The sequence below is a fragment of the Streptomyces sp. NBC_01261 genome (assembly GCF_036226385.1).
Classification (GTDB): Bacteria; Actinomycetota; Actinomycetes; order Streptomycetales; family Streptomycetaceae; genus Streptomyces.
Genome location: NZ_CP108463.1, coordinates 10590541 through 10606746 on the forward strand (window position 1 = coordinate 10590541; position 16206 = coordinate 10606746).

A 16206-nucleotide genomic window follows, 5' to 3' on the forward strand; every position below is an offset into this window, starting at 1 on the left:
GAGTTCCTCGACCAGGGGTCAAGTCCATTGGCCGGCGGTCGAGTTGTTCGATCAGTGGTCGACTGCCGCCACGCACCAAGGTGTCGGTCGGGTCAGGGACAAACGTTGGACAATCCTTGAAGCGCGGGGGGAGGCGGTCGGGATGACGGTGGAATTCGGGGTGTTGGGCGGCGTCGAGGCCCACATCGACGGCCGGCCGGTCGCGCTGGGCCACACCCGGCAGCGGGGTGTGCTGGCGGTGCTCCTGGTCGACGTCGACCGCCCGGTGACGACCGATCAACTCACCGAACGGGTCTGGGGAAACCACGCACCCCGGCGGGCCCGCACCACCCTCCACAGCTACCTCTCCCGGCTGAGACAGGCCTTGGCCGCGACCGGTGAGGCGGTCATCGCACGGCAGCCCGGCGGCTACGTCCTCACCACCTCCGACACCGTGACCGTCGACCTGCACTCCTTCCGCCGTACGGCCGCCGAGGCCCGCGCCACCGACGACGACGCCCGGGCCGCCGGCCTTCTCGAACAGGCCCTGGGGTCATGGCGCGCGGAGCCCTTCGCCGCTCTGGACACGCCCTGGTTCAACGCCCTGCGCGACACCCTCGTCCAGGAACGCCTCGCGGCCCAACTCGACCTGGGCGACCTGCGGTTACGGCTGGGACAGCACGCCGCGCTGCTGCCGGAACTGTCGGCCCGCGCGGAGGCACACCCCCTGGACGAGCGGCTGGCCGGCCAGTTGATGCTCGCGCTGCACCGCTGCGGCCGTTCCGCCGATGCCCTGGACCACTTCCACCGCACCCGCGGCCGACTGGGCGAGGAGCTGGGCATCGAACCGGGCCCGGCGCTGCGGGACATCCAAACCGCCGTCCTACGCCAGGACACCGCACCCGCTCCGACACCCGGACCGCCGGCGTCGCCGTGCGCGGTTCCCGCTCAACTGCCCCTGGCTGTAGCCGCATTCACCGGACGCGACGGCGAACTCGCCCAGCTGGACGCCATTTTGCCCGCTACGGCCGATCCGGGCCCGGTGCCGCAGGCCGCCGTGGTCATCTCGGCGGTGTCGGGTACCGCCGGGGTCGGCAAGACCGCGCTGGCCGTGCACTGGGCCCACCGGGTCCGGAACGCCTTCCCCGACGGGCAGTTGTACGTGAACCTGCGCGGCTTCGACCCCGGCGGATCAGTGGTGGACCCGACCGAGGCCGTCCGGGGATTCCTGGACGCCTTCGGGGTGCCACCGGCCCGCATCCCGAACGGCCTGAACGCACAAGTCGGCCTGTACCGAAGCCTGTTGGCCGGGCGGCGGGTGCTTGTGGTGCTGGACAACGCCCGCGACGCCGCACAGGTCCGCCCGCTGCTGCCCGGCGCGGCCGGTTGTCTGGCACTGGTCACCAGCCGCAACCGGCTCGCCGGTCTGGCCGCGACCGAGGGCGCGCACCTGCTGGCCGTGGATCTGCTGACCACGGACCAGGCCCGGGAGTTGCTGACCGGCCGCCTCGGTGCCCGCAGGACCGCCGCCGAGCCCGCCGCCGTCGACGAGATCGTCACCCGGTGCGCCGGACTGCCCCTGGCGCTGGCGATCGTGGCCGCCCGCGCCGCCGACCGGCCGCACATCCCACTCGGCACCCTCGCCCATGAACTGCGCTCTGTCGACGGCCGGTTGGACGCCCTGGACGGCGGGGACGGGGACCCGGCCACCCAGGTGCGGGCCGTCCTCTCGTGGTCGTACCAGGCACTGAGCACCGACGCCGCCCGGCTCTTCCGGCTCCTCGGCCTGCACCCCGGACCCGACACCGCCCTGCCGGCCGTCGTAGCTCTGGCCGGACTGCCGCCCGCGCGGACCCGCGTACTGCTGACCGAGCTGATCCGCGGCAACCTGCTCACCGAACACACCGCGGGCCGCTACACCTTCCACGACCTGCTGCGCGCCTACGCCACCGAACTCATCACCACGCACGACAGCGACGCCACCCGGCGCTCGGCGACCCACCGGATGCTCGACCACTACCTCCACACCGCGCACGCCGCCGACGCCCTGCTGACCCGCAGACAGGACCCGATCACGCCGGCCCCGGCCCAACCGGGCGCCAGGCCGGAGGAGTTGGGCAATCGCCGGGAGGCACTGGCCTGGTTCACCGCCGAGCACTCCGTCGTCCTGGCCGCCGTGGAGCAGACGCCCGCCGGGTTCGAGGCCCACACCTGGCAACTCGCCGCGGCCGTCGCCACCTTCCTCAACCGGCAGGGGCGTTGGCCCGCGCTGGCCGCCGCCCACACGACCGCCCTGAACGCCGCCAGTCGACGCGAGGACAGGGCGGGACAGGCTCAGGCCCACCGCGGACTCGGCCTCGCGCACACCCAGTTGAACCACCGTGAGGACGCCCGCGCCCACTACGCCCTCGCGCTGGGCCTGTTCGAGCAGCTCGGCGACCACACCGGCCAGGCCCGCATCCACAAGCACCTCGGCAGGGTGGCATCGGACCGGGGCGAGTACCGGGAGGCACTCGGTCACGCGCACGAGGCGCTCGCGCACTACAGGGCCGTGCGCAACCGGCTCGGGCAAGCCGTCGCCCTCGACCACATCGGCCGGTACCAGGTCAGACTCGGGGACCAGGCGCGGACGGCCCTCGCCCACAGCAGGCAGGCCCTCGCGCTGGTAGAGGAGATCGGGGACGTCAATGGCCAGGCCTACACGTGGGGCAGCTTCGGCTACATCCACCAGCACCTCGGCGAGTACGGGCAGGCCGTCGAGTGCTACCGGCAGGCCATCGACCTGTTCCACAAGACCGACGACCGCTTCCACGAGGCCACCAGCCTCGCCGACCTCGGCGACACCCACCGTGCCGCGGCCGATTCCGACGCGGCCCGCGACGCCTGGATCGAGGCCCTGACCATCATCGACGAGATCAGCCTCCTGGGCACGGCTCCGCTGCGCGCCAAGATCCTGCACAGCCTCGACGCGCTTCCGTCACACCGCCGCGCCGGCACCGGGTCACCGGTCACGGCAGCACCGACGACGCCACCGCCCTCCCCGCCAGCAACGCGGCGACCGGATCGGCCGCCTCGTCCAGTTCGATGAGCACCGTGTCGGCGCCGGGTGTACGGGACATCACGTCGGCCCAGCCCTTCCAGTCGACGATGCCCGAACCCAACTCGGCCATGTAGGGCTGCTGTTGGGCGAACACTGTCTCGTCGATGGTGAGTTCCACGTCGATGGGCCTGACCGCGTCCTTCCAGTGCGCCAGCGCGACGCGCCGCGCGTGACGGCGTGCCACGGCCACCGGATCTCCGCCGCCGAGCGCGATGTGGCAGGAGTCGGGGCACAGCCAGACGTAGCGCGGATCGGTGAAGGCCATGAACAGGTCGATGTCGCGCTCGTACCAGAGTGTGCTGTTGGACTCGGTGTGGAAGGCGAGTCGCACGCCCTGCCGGGAGACGGCCTCGCCCACCGCGTGCGCGATGTCGGCCATGCGCGTCATGTACGGCACGTCGACGAAGAAGGGCGGGCGCGTCCCGAACGTCGTGCGCATCGGGAGTCCCGCGACGAGGAGTTCGGCCCCCACGTCGACGAGGAAGGCCGCTCGTCGCTCGGCGTCGGCGACGATCGCGGGCAGGTTGTCGGCGTCCCGCCAGTCGGGGCTGTCCTCCCCGGCGACGAACGCGCTCACCACGGCCAGCCCGCGGGACACCAGCTCGCGCCGGAAGCCCTGCGCACTGCCGAAGGCCCGCAGCGCCGACTCGATGTCGCCCGGCGCGAAGGTGAGTTCGATGCCCGTGACGCCGGCCTCGTCCAGCGCGTCCATCACCCGCGCCCAGAAGAGTTCGGGATGAGCCAGCGCCCATGCGCGTACGGCGTCCGGGGACGGGAGTTCCCAGAAGTCCGGGTGGTAGAAGGTGACGACATCGGTCGCGAAACGCGGGGTCACTCGGCACCTCCGCGCGCGTTGTAGACGACCACACCGTCCGCCTCGTCGACGGCCTTGCGGTAGCTCCGGAACACGGCCAGCGCCTCGTCCCGGAGTACGTCGCCCACGACCTCGATGCCCCGCGCCTCGAACTGCTCGGCCCAGTCCGCGCCCAGCGGGCCCTCGTCGAACGTGGTGATCTCCTCCAGCTCCGGGCCCTCGCCCGCGACCACCAGACCGCGCACTCCGGACCACAGGGCGGCGCCGTAACACTGGACGCAGGGGCGCCAGTTGACGACCAGCTCATGGGTCGGGAGGCCGGTGGCACCCAAGTCCCAGCCGCCCGCGGCCATGTGGGCCAGACCGAGGGCCATGACCTCCGCGTGTGCGCTGGACACTCCGGAGGCGAGAACGACGTTCACGCCCACCGAGACGATCCGGCCGGTGTCGCGCTCGGCGACGAGCGCCGCGAACGGACCGCCGTTGCCCTCCCGCCAGTTGCGGTCCGCGAGCCGGTGCACGAGGCGCATCCGGTCCTCGCGGCCGGGGACGACGGCGGGCACGTCGGCCAGCTCGTCGTCGATCCACGCCGGCAGTGCCACGCGGTATTCCTTCACGATGTCGATCACTTTCGGGCTTCCTTCACGTTCGGGTTTCCTCTCAGCGCGCGGTGAGCGGCGCGGTGCGGGTGGTCACCGCGCGGGCGGTCCGTACGGCCGTTACCGCGCCGGTCAGGGTCACGTTGGCGGCCATCGGGGTGGGGATCACGCCGGTACCGGCGACGTACAGGTTGTCGAAGCCCCACACCCGGCCGTCCGGGTCGCACACGCTGGTCCCGTCGTCGGCGGTGCCCGAGCGGACGGTGCCGGTCAGGTGCAGGGACGAACCGGGCGCGAGCAGGGCGAGTTCGGTCGCGGGGTCGAAGGGGCCGAACTCCTCGGCCAGGGAACGGACGTCGGCGAGTCCCCGGTCGATCAGCGCACGGTCGGCGTCCGTGTAGGCGAACTCGACGCCGATACGCGGCAGTCCGGCGAGGTCGGTCTCCAACGCGGAGAAGACGAGCCGGTGTTCGGGGCGCGGCTCGACAGGGACGAACAGCGACAGACCCACCGCGTGGGCGAGCGGGCGGCCGTGCTCGTCGACGTACGTCCGGTTCATGATCTGGCCGTGGAACGGCTGGGCGGGCCCGTTCTGCGGCAGCCACAGCGAGTCCGTGCTGAACTCGCCGGTGCGCGCGAGCGGCAGCTCGTCCAGGGCGATCCCGAACCGGTCCAGATCCAGGAGCACTTGGGCGGTGATGAACGCGTGCTCGTTGAGGTGGCGGCCGAGCGCGTCGGGCCGGATGCCCGAGGCGAACAGCAGTTGGGGGGTGCGCAGCGCGTCGGCGCACACGATCACGGTGTCCGCGTGGAGTTCGGAGTCCGTGCCGTCGGCGACGCGGCGCAGTCGGGCGCCGGTGACCTGGCCGTCCGTGATGAGCAGTCGGGTGGCGAGCGTCCCCGTCAGCAGGGTGAACGCCGGGTCGCCGCCCGCCGCGATCGCCGGGAAGATCGTCCCCGGCGCCGTGCGCGGCATGGGGCCCGAGTCCGTCGGCGTGACAGCCATGGGCATCGGCTGCGGGCGCCGGTCGGCGGGTGCGGTGTCGTCGTAGCGGCGGTGCAGGACGTCGAGGACGGTCCGGCCGACCTCGGTCGGGCCGATGGGGGAGGGGGAGACGGCGAGCAGACGGCGCGCGGTGTCCAGGTCGGCCGCCCAGCCGGTCGGGTCGCCGAAGTCGAAGACCTCGGGCCCGGCCGGCCACGGGGTCGCGGCGGTCCAGTGCACGCCCATGCCGCCCGCGTTCCACGCCAGCGCGGTCGCGGGCATCGCCTCGGCGTCCTCGCCGAAGGCCAGCGCGTGGAACATGCCGGGCGTCAGTCCGCCGAGGCTGTCCGCGACCTCGCGCACCACCTCGGCACCGGTGTACATGCCCTGGATACCGGATTCGACCCGCTCGTTGTACCGCGACCAGAGGTCCGGATCGGCGACGTCGTGCAGATGCAGCCCGGGTGCTTCCCCGATCGCGCTGCCGCCGTCGACCATCGTGATGCCCAGTCCCGGATCGCTCTCCCGCAGCAGCCGGGCCACCACGGAACCCATGATGCCGCTGCCCACGATGAGGACGTCGGTGCGCGGGGTGTCGGTCACAGGGAAACTCCAAAATCGTTTGCTGTGGGGGGAGTTAGGGACTGAGGACGAGCGGGCCGAACAACTCGGTGTCCATGCGGTCGAGTGCCAGCTTCACGGCGCCGATCAGCGCTGCGTCGCGGCCCAGGCCGGTGGCGCGCAGTTCGATCGCGGGGGTACGGGCGGCGCGCATCGCCGCGCGCACCCGGGGGAGCAGTACGTCGGCCGCGTCCTCCAGACCGCCGCCCAGCACGATGAGCGAGGGCGCGACCGTCCACGACAGGGTGGTGAGGATGGAGGTGATGTTCTCGACGAACTCGTCGACCTCGGCGAGCGCTTCGGCGTCCCCGGCCCGGGCGGCCTCGAAGCGGGCCAGCGCCACTGTGCGTTGCGCCGCCTCCGGTGAACTCAGCAACGCCACCGGGCGGTCCTGGACCGTGCCGGTCGGGATCGAGCGCGCCTCGACGATCTCGCCCGCCGCGCCGTCCAGACCCCGGTGCACGGCCCCTCGGATCAGGATGCCGAGACCGGTCCGGTTGCCGAGGATCGCCCACACCACGTTGTCGTGATCACCGGCCACACCCCGCCAACGCTCCGCCAGCGCACCGAGGTTGGAGTCGTTGTCCGCGAACCAGGGCATCCGGATCCGCTGTTCGAGCTCCTTGGGCAGGTGCACGCCTTCCCAGCGCGTGGTGTGCACGAGACGTCGTACGACACCCTCGTCGTCGATGGCGCCACCGCCCGCCACCGCACCGGCGCGCAGCCGGTCCGGCGAACCACCCGCGTCGTCGAGCGCCTCCCGCACCAGGGCCGCCGCGTCGTCGAGCGTGACCTTTGGGTCCTGGTAGGCGCGCAGCGGGCGGTGTGCCCGGCCGACGATACGGCCGCGTACGTCGGCGATCACGGCCGAGGCGTCGGCGGTGTTGATGTACACGGCCGCCAACAGGGCGTGTTCCGCGCGCAGTTCGTACCGCCGGGCCGGTCGCCCCGCACTACCGCTGATCGGTATCCGCTCCAACTCGGCGACCCAGCCCGCCTCGACGAGCGAGTCCAGGATCAGCTCGATCGTACGGCGGGACAGCCCGGCCCTCTCGGCGAGCGCGGTCAGTGTCGTGGGCCCCGCGGAGACCGCGAGCGCGCGCAGGACGACCGAGGTGTTGACGCGTCGCACGGCGCTCTGGTTCATCCCCGACATCAACACCCCTCCGCCCCCTCGGACCTGCCCCGTGCGACGGGCGCGAACCCACAGGTCTCGGTCACATGCGTCACCGCATCCCCGATCCGGCGATGCCCTGCACGAAGTACCGCTGCAGGAAGAGAAAGAGCACGAGGACCGGCAGCATCACGACGATCGCGCCGGCGAGGACCAGGCCGTAGTCGGTGACGTGCTGGGCCGCCTGGCTGGTGGCGGCGAGGCCGACCGGGAGGGTGTAACTCGCCGTGCTCTGGGCGACGATGAGCGGCCAGATGAAGTTGTTCCACGAGTTCAGGAACGACATGATCGTGATCGTCGCGACCGCGGGACCGGCCAGCGGCAGGAAGACCCGGAAGAAGATCCGGAACTCGCCCGCGCCGTCGATGCGCGCCGCCTCCAGCAACTCGTCGGGGACCGACTGCGCGTACTGCCGCATGATGAACACCGAGAGCGGCAGCGCCACGCCGGGCAGCGCGATACCGGTGAGCGTGTCGGCGAGGCCCATGTCGACGGTGATCACGAACTGCGTGACGAACACCGTCGTGAACGGCACCATCATCGCCGCCATCACCGCGCCGAACGCGAGCCTCCTGCCCGCGAACTCCAGCTTGGCCAGGGCGTATCCGGCCGCCGAGGCCGCCACGATGTTGCCGATCACCACCATGAGGGCGACCAGGACACTGTTGGTGAGGAAGCGCCCGAAGCCCTCGGTCCGGAACAGCCGCACGAAGTTGCCGAGCGTGACGTGCCGCGGCAGCCACGCGCCCGGGTCGGAGCGGATCTCGTCGAGACCACGCAGCGAACCGCTGACGACCCAGAAGAAGGGCAGCAGCGTGAGCAGCGCGCACAGCAGCAAGGCGCCGTAGAGCAGGGGGCGGCCAACGGACCGGTGTCGTACGGCGGTCCGGTCCTCGGCGGCGGCAGCAGCGACGGTCAGGTCGGCTTCTGCGTCGGTCGACGACGCGGCTACGGCGGTCATGTGCGGGGCCTCAGCAGTCGGAACTGGACGACACTCACCAGCATGACGAGCAGCAGCATCACGAAGGACGCGGCCGAGGACATGCCCAGCTGGCCGGACCCGAACTGGTGGTAGGTGTACAGCGATACGGACTCGGTGGACCCCAACGGCCCGCCGTCCGTGAGGAGATAGGGCTCGTCGAAGACCTGGAGGTAGAACACGGTCAGCAGCACCGACACCATGAGGGTGGTCGGAAGCAGCAGCGGTAGCGTGATGTGCCTCAACTGCCGCCATCTGCCCGCCCCGTCGAGTGCGGCGGCCTCGTACACGTCCTCCGGTACGGCCTGAAGTCCGGCCAGGAACAGGACCATCGCGGTGCCGAAGTTGCGCCAGACGCCGAGCAGGATCACCACGGGCATCGCGAGGTGCGGATCGTCCAGCCAGTTCGGGCCGGCGAGACCGACGTAGCCCAGCGCCTTGTTGACGGTGCCGCCCGCGCTGAAGGCGTACCGCCAGATCAGCGCGACGGCGACGACGTTGGTGACGACCGGTGCGAAGAAGACCGTACGGAACACGCCACGCAGCCGCCGGATCCCGGAGTTCAGCGCGACGGCCAGCGCGAAGCCGATCGCCATGGTCAACGGGACGCCGACGGCGACGAAGACGCCGGTGTTCAGGATGTCCCGCAGGAAGGTCGGATCCTGGAACAGGCGCAGGTAGTTGTCCAGGCCGGTGAAGTCGACCGCGAGCGGGTGGCGCAGGTCCGAGCCCCGGAGGTCGGTCAGGCTGAAGCCGAGCGCGGCCACCGTGGGGATCGCGGTGTAGAGCAGGAACACGACGGCGAACGGCGCGAGGAACAGCCACGCGACCGCCGTGCGGCGGGAGTTGCGTGCTCTGCGCAGCGCTCCCGGGACGAGCGTGGTGGTCATCCGCGGCTCACTCCGTGCCCGTGCCGAGGCTCTTGGCGTACGCCTGGATGCTCGCGGCGGCCTTCTCCGCGGTCTGCGTGCCCTTCGCGACGGTCTCCGTCTCCTTGCCCAGCCGGGTGGCGACCTGCTGCCAAGTGCCCATCTGTGGAAAGGCCTTGGTGTTCTTCAGCTGGGTGAGGAAGGCGTCCAGGAGCGGCTGCTTCTTGACGGCCGGAGCGTCCCAGGCGGAGATCACCGCGGGCAGCGAGCCGTACGTCGCGTACTGCGCGACCTGCGTGCTGGGTTTCGTGACGTAGCGGACGAACTTCCACGACGCGTCCGTGTTCCCGCTGTCGGCGAGGACGCCCCAAGTGCCCCCGGCGGAGAAGGAGACGCTGCCCGAGGCGCCGGCCGGCAGGGGTGCCGTGGCGACATGGGCCGCCGTCCAGCCGGTCTTCTTCGCGGCGGTGTCCAGCTGCCCGAGCACCCATGGACCGGTGATCATCGTGGCCGTCCTGCCGGACACGAAGTACGGCTGCGCGTCGAGGAAGGTGGGCGTGGCGGTGTCGGCCGAACCCGAGGTGAAGAACGACGCGTTGTACTTGAGGGCGTCGACCATCGCCGGTGTGTCGAGGGTCCAACTGCCTTTGGGTGAGAGGAGATTGCCGCCCGCCTGCCAGGCGTACATCGCGACGTCCTGGCCGTTGAAGATGTCCCAGCCGTTGTCCGCCCCGAGGCCGCGCACGGCTCCGGCACCCTTCAACGCCGCGAAGAACGGCACCATTTCGGCCCAGGTCGTGGGCGCCTCGACGCCCGCCTTCCTGGCGAGGTCGGCGCGGTAGACGAGGGCGTACGTGTACGCGTACCAAGGCACTGTGTAGGCCACGTCCTTGACCAGACCCGCGTCCCAGAGGCTTTTGAAGAAGGCGCCGGAGTCGACGAGTCCGTCCGGCACGGGCCGCAGGATCGACGGGTCGAGGAACTGCGCCTGCGACTCGGGGAAGAACTGGGCCACATCGGGGCCCTTCCCCGCCGCGACCGCCGCCTGGAGTTTCGTGTAGTACTCGGAGTTCGGTATCAGCGTGAACTTCACGGTGACGTCCGGGTTCGCGGACTTGAAGGGCTTGATCACCTTGTCGAGGACGTCGGCGTCGCCCTGCGCGGCCCAGACGTTGACGGTGCCGGTGGCCGGCTTGTCGTCGATCGGCTCGGCCGCGGTGTTCGCGGTGGCGGTCGCTGTGTCACCGCGCCCACAGCCCGTGAGGGCGAGGGTACCGAGCAGGGCGGTGCCGGCGGACAGTCTGAGGACGCCGCGGCGGGAGGGGTCGGACACTCGGGGCTCCTGTCTCATGGGGCGCTGAGGACAGTGAAGGGAATTCCGGAGCACCGCCGTATTCGGGTTCCGGGATTTTCGGGGAAAGCAGCGTTATCGGTCCGACGGCCGTAATGCGGCTGATGGGACCTCTGTGGCTGACTGCGACGTTAGGAAGGGTCTGTTTCGCCGGCGTGGCTCAGCCGTCACGAATAATTTCGGAACTTGTAGCGAAATCCCTGACAGAGGGAAAACCCTTGAGTGCCCCTGACCTTGGTGACATGGACGGGTCAAGACTGTCATCCTCCACCCAGCCACCCCCACGGATCCTCCACGGATTGGTCAAAGTTCGTACCGGTCCCGCACAGCTCGGCTCTTCCCGGACAGCAGACCCGGCTGCCCGGTCTGTCACCGGCCGCGTCCGCGGTCGTCGCAGTAGGAGTTAAGAGTGAGACGCATCCCCCGCAAGCGGATGGCGGTAGGAGCCCTGGTCTCCACCGCCGCCTTCCTGGCCGTCGGCATCCAGTCGGTGCCCGCGACCGCGAAGCCCGCATCCCCCCACCCGAGCCCGCTGCTCACCGGCAGCCTGGAGGCGAAGCTCACCCCGGCCCAGCGCACCGCGCTGGTGAAGAGCGCCACGCAGAGCAGCACGGCGACCGCCCGCACCCTGGGCCTCGGCGCCAAGGAGAAGCTGGTTGTCAAGGACGTCGTCAAGGACAACGACGGCACCGTCCACACCCGCTACGAGCGCACCTACGCCGGTCTCCCCGTCCTCGGTGGCGACCTCGTGGTGCACACCCCGCCCGCCACCGAGGCGACCGGCACGGTGAGCGCCACCTTCAACAACAAGCACACCCTCACGGTCCCCTCGACGACCCCGTCCTTCGCCAAGTCGGCCGCCGAGACCAAGGCCCTGACGACCGCGAAGGCCCTCGACGCCAAGGCGGCCGGCACCGACAGCGCCCGGAAGGTCATCTGGGCCGGCGACGGCACCCCGAAGCTCGCCTGGGAGACGGTCGTCGGCGGGTTCCAGGACGACGGCACCCCGAGCCAGTTGCACGTCGTCACCGACGCCACCACCGGCAAGGAACTCTCCCGCTTCGAGGGCATCCAGACCGGCACCGGCAACACCCAGTACAGCGGCGCCGTTTCACTGAGCACCACGCTGTCGGGTTCGACGTACCAGCTGTACGACACCACGCGCGGCGGCCACAAGACGTACAGCCTCAACAACGCCACGTCCGGCACCGGCACGCTGATGACGGACGCGGACGACGTATGGGGCACCGGCGCGGGCTCCAACACCCAGACCGCAGGCGCCGACGCGGCCTACGGCGCCCAGGAGACCTGGGACTTCTACAAGAACACCTTCGGCCGCAGCGGCATCAAGAACGACGGCGTCGCCGCCTACTCGCGCGTCCACTACAGCACGGCGTACGTCAACGCGTTCTGGGACGACAGCTGCTTCTGCATGACGTACGGCGACGGCACCAGCAGCACCCACGCGCTGACCTCGCTGGACGTGGCGGGGCACGAGATGAGCCACGGCGTCACCTCCAACACCGCCGGGCTCAACTACTCCGGTGAATCGGGCGGGTTGAACGAGGCGACCTCCGACATCTTCGGCACCGGCGTCGAGTTCTACGCCAACAACTCGACCGACGTGGGCGACTACCTCATCGGCGAGAAGATCGACATCAACGGCGACGGCACGCCGCTGCGCTACATGGACAAGCCGAGCAAGGACGGCGGCTCCGCTGACAGTTGGTACTCCGGCGTCGGCAACCTCGACGTCCACTACTCCTCGGGCCCGGCGAACCACATGTTCTACCTGCTCTCCGAGGGCAGCGGCACCAAGGTCATCAACGGCACCAGCTACACCAGCACCACCTCCGACGGTGTCGCCGTCGCGGGCATCGGCCGGGCCGCGGCCCTGCAGATCTGGTACAAGGCGCTGACGACGTACATGACGTCCAGCACCAACTACGCCTCCGCCCGCACCGCGGCGCTCAGTGCCGCCGGAGCGCTGTACGGCACAACGTCCGCCCAGTACGCGGGAGTCGGCAACGCCTTCGCCGGCATCAACGTCGGCAGCCACATCACCGTGCCGACCACGGGCGTCACGGTCACCAACCCGGGCAGCCAGTCCACCACCGTGGGTACGGCGGTGAGCCTGGCGATCACGGCCAGCAGCTCCAACAGCGGCACCCTGACGTACGCCGCGACCGGACTGCCGACCGGCCTGTCGATCAGCAGCTCCACGGGCGCCATCACCGGCACCCCGACGACCGCGGGCACCTACAGCACCACCGTCACGGTGACCGACTCCACCGGCGCGACCGGCACGGCGTCCTTCACCTGGACGGTGAGCGCCTCCGGCGGCGGCAGTTGCACCTCGACCCAGCTCCTGGGCAACGCGGGCTTCGAGTCGGGCGCCACGACCTGGACCGCGAGCAGCGGGGTCATCACCAACGACACCGACGAGGCGGCCCGCACCGGTTCGTACAAGGCGTGGCTCGACGGCTACGGCTCGACCCACACCGACACGCTGTCCCAGTCGGTGACGGTCCCGAGCGGCTGCACGGCCACGACGTTCACCTTCTACATCCACATCGACACGGCGGAGACGACCACCAGCACGGCTTACGACAAGCTGACGGTCACCGCCGGATCGACCACCCTGGCCACCTACTCCAACCTCAACGCGGCCAGCGGTTACGTCGCGAAGTCCTTCAGCCTGTCGGCCTTCGCGGGCACCACGGTCGCCCTGAAGTTCAGCGGAGTCGAGGACTCCTCGCTCCAGACCAGCTTCGTCGTCGACGACACCGCCGTCACGACCAGCTGATCCGCCCGTGAGTCCGGCACCCCGCACGCGCCCCCAGGCGTGCGGGGTGTTCCGGTCTCTCAGCTCAGCGGGTCCAGCGTCAGGTAGGCCTGCTGCGGGTTCCCGTCGTTCACCAGGGACTCCTGGGCGCCGACGTCGTCGAACGCGAACGCGTACGCCTTGCCGTCGGCCATCTGCGCGTGGATCTTGCGGGCGTAGTGGTTGGTCACCACGTCCTGGTAGAAGTTGGCCGTCGAGGTGTCCGGCTGGTTGGGGTTGACCAGGAGCGTGGAGCGGTTGAAGCCCGCGCAGAGCGTGCGTGAGATCGGGCCGCGCACCAGGTCGTTGGGGGCGTCGAGGTACTTGGAGCAGCCGAAGATGCTGGCCGCGTCCGGCTTCTGGAAGGTCGTGACGACCGCCCCGGAACTGTTGGTGAAGTTCATGACGTTGCCCGACACCCGGCCGAAGTACTTGGTGTTCGGCTGGTTGGCGAACGGCGTGACGGTCAGCGTCGACGACGAGTACTTCGACCAGACCCGGTTGATGTAGTCGTCCATCACGGTGCTCGGCAGAGCGCCCGTCTCGATCCCGTACGTCGGTGAGAGCGCTCGCAGAACCGTTCCGTCGGACCGGGTCTGGATCAGGTTGGCCCAGCCGCCCGGCTGCCCGCGCAGCGCGTTGAAGAACCCGGTGTAACCACCCGACTTGAGATGCCCGGTGGTCGCCGTGGACCCGTCGGACCGCTGCACGCCGACCGCGTACGGCGCCGAGAACATGTCGACCTGGGTGCTGTTGATCCACAGTCCGGAGTCGTTCAGCGTGTACTCGGACCAGTTGAAGAGGATGTTGCGGTTCGGGTCCGTGGGGTTCTGTACGGCCGGCTGTACCAGACCGCCGGTCGTCAGCTTGAACACCAGCTTCTGGCCGTACGAGAAGTAGATGCGGCCCGAGAACTTGGGGATCCGGATGGTGCTGGACTGCCCTGCGGCAGGGCCCGCGATCGACGCGTCCGGCGCCGGGGTGGGCGGGTTGCCACCGGCCGGCCAGGCGTGGAACGTGCCGTTGGCGTCGGCCCAACCCTGTTGGCCGGTGGCCAGGTTGGTGCCCAGGTCGTAGATGTAGACCGCGTCGCCGCGGCCCGAGTTGTTGGTGATCTTCAGCGGGATCGTGGCGGGCACCGCGGCGTCCGCCGTCACCGGCGTGGCCAGCGCGAGCATCGTGGCCACCGCGGTCGCGGCACCCAGTCGACGTACGAGTCTGAGGAGCACTGCTCACCTCCGTGTGGGGGGTGTACGAAAATTGGTCCGTACCTATGTGAGAGCGCTCTCAGAGTCGCGCCGAGGCGCGGGCATGTCAATGAGTTGAACGAAAGGTGCCCGCGGCGACTCGCTCCGTGGGCACCTGGATTGAATCAGTGAAGGCGGTCCGCCGATCAGAACGTACGGTTCAGCAGGTCGAGCAGCGCGACCCAGTGACGCTCGTCGGCCTCCGCGTCGTACGACGAGGTGTCGGCCTGCGTGTAGCCGTGCTGCGCGCCCGGGTAGACCTCGCAGCGGTGCCGGACGCCGGCCGCGGTGAGCGCGTCCTCGAACCGCTTGATCTGGTCCTCGGGCAGCGAGGGGTCCTGATCGGCGTGGCCGAAGTACAGCTCGGCGGTGATGTGTTCGGCGGCCAGATGCGGGCTGGTCGGGTCGTCGGTGGCCAGCCGTCCGCCGTGGAAGCCGGCCGCGGCCGCCACCCGGTCCGGGTAGGCACCGGCGGTGTACAGCGCCAGCCGGGCGCCCATGCAGTACCCGGCGATCGCGACCGGCCCGTCCGCGACCAGCGGGGACTCGGCCAGCCAGCGCAGGTACGCGTCGGCATCGCGCTCGACCAGGTCGGGCGTCAGCCCCATGAGCAGCGGACCGAGCTTCTGAAAGATCTCCGGACGCTCGTGCGGGTCGATGAACTCGGGCAGCTCCACCACCGGCGCGCGACCCTGCCGGTAGAACACGTTCGGCACCAGGACCGTGTAACCGGCCTCGGCCAGCCGGTCGGCCATCGACTTCAGGTGGGGGCGGAGCCCGAAGGCGTCCTGGTAGAGCAGCACGGCCGGACGGGGACTCTCGTCACCGGGATGCACCAGATAGGCGTCCGCGATGCCGTCCTCGGTGGGGATGTCCACGGCTGTGCCCTGTACGGCGGTCATGGCGGGTGTGCCTCCCTGGCGGATGGGCGCCGGGCCGACAGCCGGCCCGGAGCGGCGTGTTCCGATCATCGTGGCACGCCGTTCCACAGCCCCTCCGCCGGGGTCACTCGAAGCGGGAGACGTCGCCCGCGCCATTGCGGACGATCTCGGCCTCGCCGTTCGAGAAGTCGATGACGGTCGTCGGTTCCGTACCGCAGTCCCCGGAGTCGACCACCGCGTCCACCACGTGGTCGAGCCGGTCCTTGATCTCCCAGCCCTGGGTCATCGGCTCCTCCTCGTCGGGCAGGAGCAGGGTGCTGGACAGCAGCGGCTCGCCCAGCTCGGCCAGCAGCGCCTGGGTGACGACGTGGTCGGGGATGCGCACGCCCACGGTCTTCTTCTTCGTGTTCAGCAACTGGCGCGGCACCTCCTTCGTCGCCGGCAGGATGAAGGTGTAACTCCCGGGCGTGGAGGCCTTGATGGCGCGGAACACGTCGTTGTCGATGTGCACGAACTGGCCCAGCTGGGCGAAGTTCTGGCACACCAGCGTGAAGTGGTGCCGGTCGTTCAGCTGCCGGATCGTCTTGATCCGCTCCATGCCGTCACGGTTGCCCAGCTGACAGCCCAGCGCGTAGCAGGAGTCGGTCGGGTACGCGATCAGCGCACCCGAGCGCACACTGTCCGCGACCTGGGAGATGGTGCGGGGCTGCGGATTGTCCGGATGCACGTCGAAGTACTTGGCCACCCGCCGAGCTTATGCCGTGCCCGCGCCGGCCGCCGCGC

The 16206-nt window shown here is 70.2% G+C and carries 12 protein-coding genes; 2 read left to right on the plus strand and 10 right to left on the minus strand.

Going from position 1 to position 16206, the window contains the following annotated elements:
• Positions 1–142 precede the first annotated feature (142 nt).
• Entirely contained in the window at positions 143–3067 is a 2925-nt protein-coding gene (locus tag OG226_RS47060; RefSeq protein ID WP_329352663.1) for an AfsR/SARP family transcriptional regulator, read from the plus strand.
• Here OG226_RS47060 and OG226_RS47065 read toward each other — a convergent pair.
• From OG226_RS47065 to OG226_RS47095, 7 genes are all read right to left on the minus strand, one after another.
• Positions 2988–3914, minus strand: coding sequence for a sugar phosphate isomerase/epimerase family protein (locus OG226_RS47065; RefSeq protein ID WP_329352664.1), 927 nt, complete (start codon positions 3912–3914; stop codon positions 2988–2990). The genes OG226_RS47060 and OG226_RS47065 overlap by 80 nt on opposite strands.
• A complete protein-coding gene (locus tag OG226_RS47070; protein ID WP_329352665.1) occupies positions 3911–4522 on the minus strand; it encodes a nucleoside deaminase in 612 nt (203 codons plus the stop codon). Before OG226_RS47070 ends, OG226_RS47065 begins: the two co-directional genes overlap by 4 nt.
• A gap of 31 nt (positions 4523–4553) precedes the next feature.
• A complete protein-coding gene (locus OG226_RS47075) occupies positions 4554–6080 on the minus strand; it encodes a GMC oxidoreductase (RefSeq protein ID WP_329352666.1) in 1527 nt (508 codons plus the stop codon).
• Between the two features lie 34 nt (positions 6081–6114).
• The gene (locus OG226_RS47080) at positions 6115–7245 is read right to left on the minus strand and encodes an ROK family transcriptional regulator (RefSeq protein ID WP_328686630.1); all 1131 of its coding nucleotides are present in this window, start codon (positions 7243–7245) and stop codon (positions 6115–6117) included.
• Positions 7246–7324: 79 nt separating this feature from the next.
• The gene (locus tag OG226_RS47085) at positions 7325–8233 is read right to left on the minus strand and encodes a carbohydrate ABC transporter permease (RefSeq protein WP_329352667.1); all 909 of its coding nucleotides are present in this window, start codon (positions 8231–8233) and stop codon (positions 7325–7327) included.
• Positions 8230–9141: a carbohydrate ABC transporter permease gene (locus tag OG226_RS47090; protein WP_329352668.1), complete on the minus strand. Its 912-nt coding sequence runs from the start codon at positions 9139–9141 to the stop codon at positions 8230–8232. The genes OG226_RS47085 and OG226_RS47090 overlap by 4 nt, the downstream gene beginning before the upstream one ends.
• A gap of 7 nt (positions 9142–9148) precedes the next feature.
• Positions 9149–10453, minus strand: coding sequence for an extracellular solute-binding protein (locus OG226_RS47095; RefSeq protein WP_329352669.1), 1305 nt, complete (start codon positions 10451–10453; stop codon positions 9149–9151).
• A 427-nt stretch (positions 10454–10880) separates the two neighbouring features.
• Between OG226_RS47095 and OG226_RS47100 the strand changes: the two genes are divergently transcribed.
• The gene (locus OG226_RS47100; protein WP_443066963.1) at positions 10881–13277 is read left to right on the plus strand and encodes a M4 family metallopeptidase; all 2397 of its coding nucleotides are present in this window, start codon (positions 10881–10883) and stop codon (positions 13275–13277) included.
• Positions 13278–13336: 59 nt separating this feature from the next.
• Here the strand turns inward: OG226_RS47100 and OG226_RS47105 are convergent, their stop codons facing one another.
• From OG226_RS47105 to OG226_RS47115, 3 genes are all read right to left on the minus strand, one after another.
• Positions 13337–14473, minus strand: a complete 1137-nt coding sequence (locus OG226_RS47105) for a glycoside hydrolase family 64 protein (RefSeq protein ID WP_328686632.1) — start codon at positions 14471–14473, stop codon at positions 13337–13339.
• Positions 14474–14688: 215 nt separating this feature from the next.
• Positions 14689–15444, minus strand: coding sequence for a dienelactone hydrolase family protein (locus tag OG226_RS47110; protein ID WP_329352671.1), 756 nt, complete (start codon positions 15442–15444; stop codon positions 14689–14691).
• 103 nt (positions 15445–15547) lie between these two features.
• A complete protein-coding gene (locus OG226_RS47115) occupies positions 15548–16168 on the minus strand; it encodes an L-threonylcarbamoyladenylate synthase (RefSeq protein ID WP_329352672.1) in 621 nt (206 codons plus the stop codon).
• Between the last annotated feature and the right edge of the window lie 38 nt (positions 16169–16206).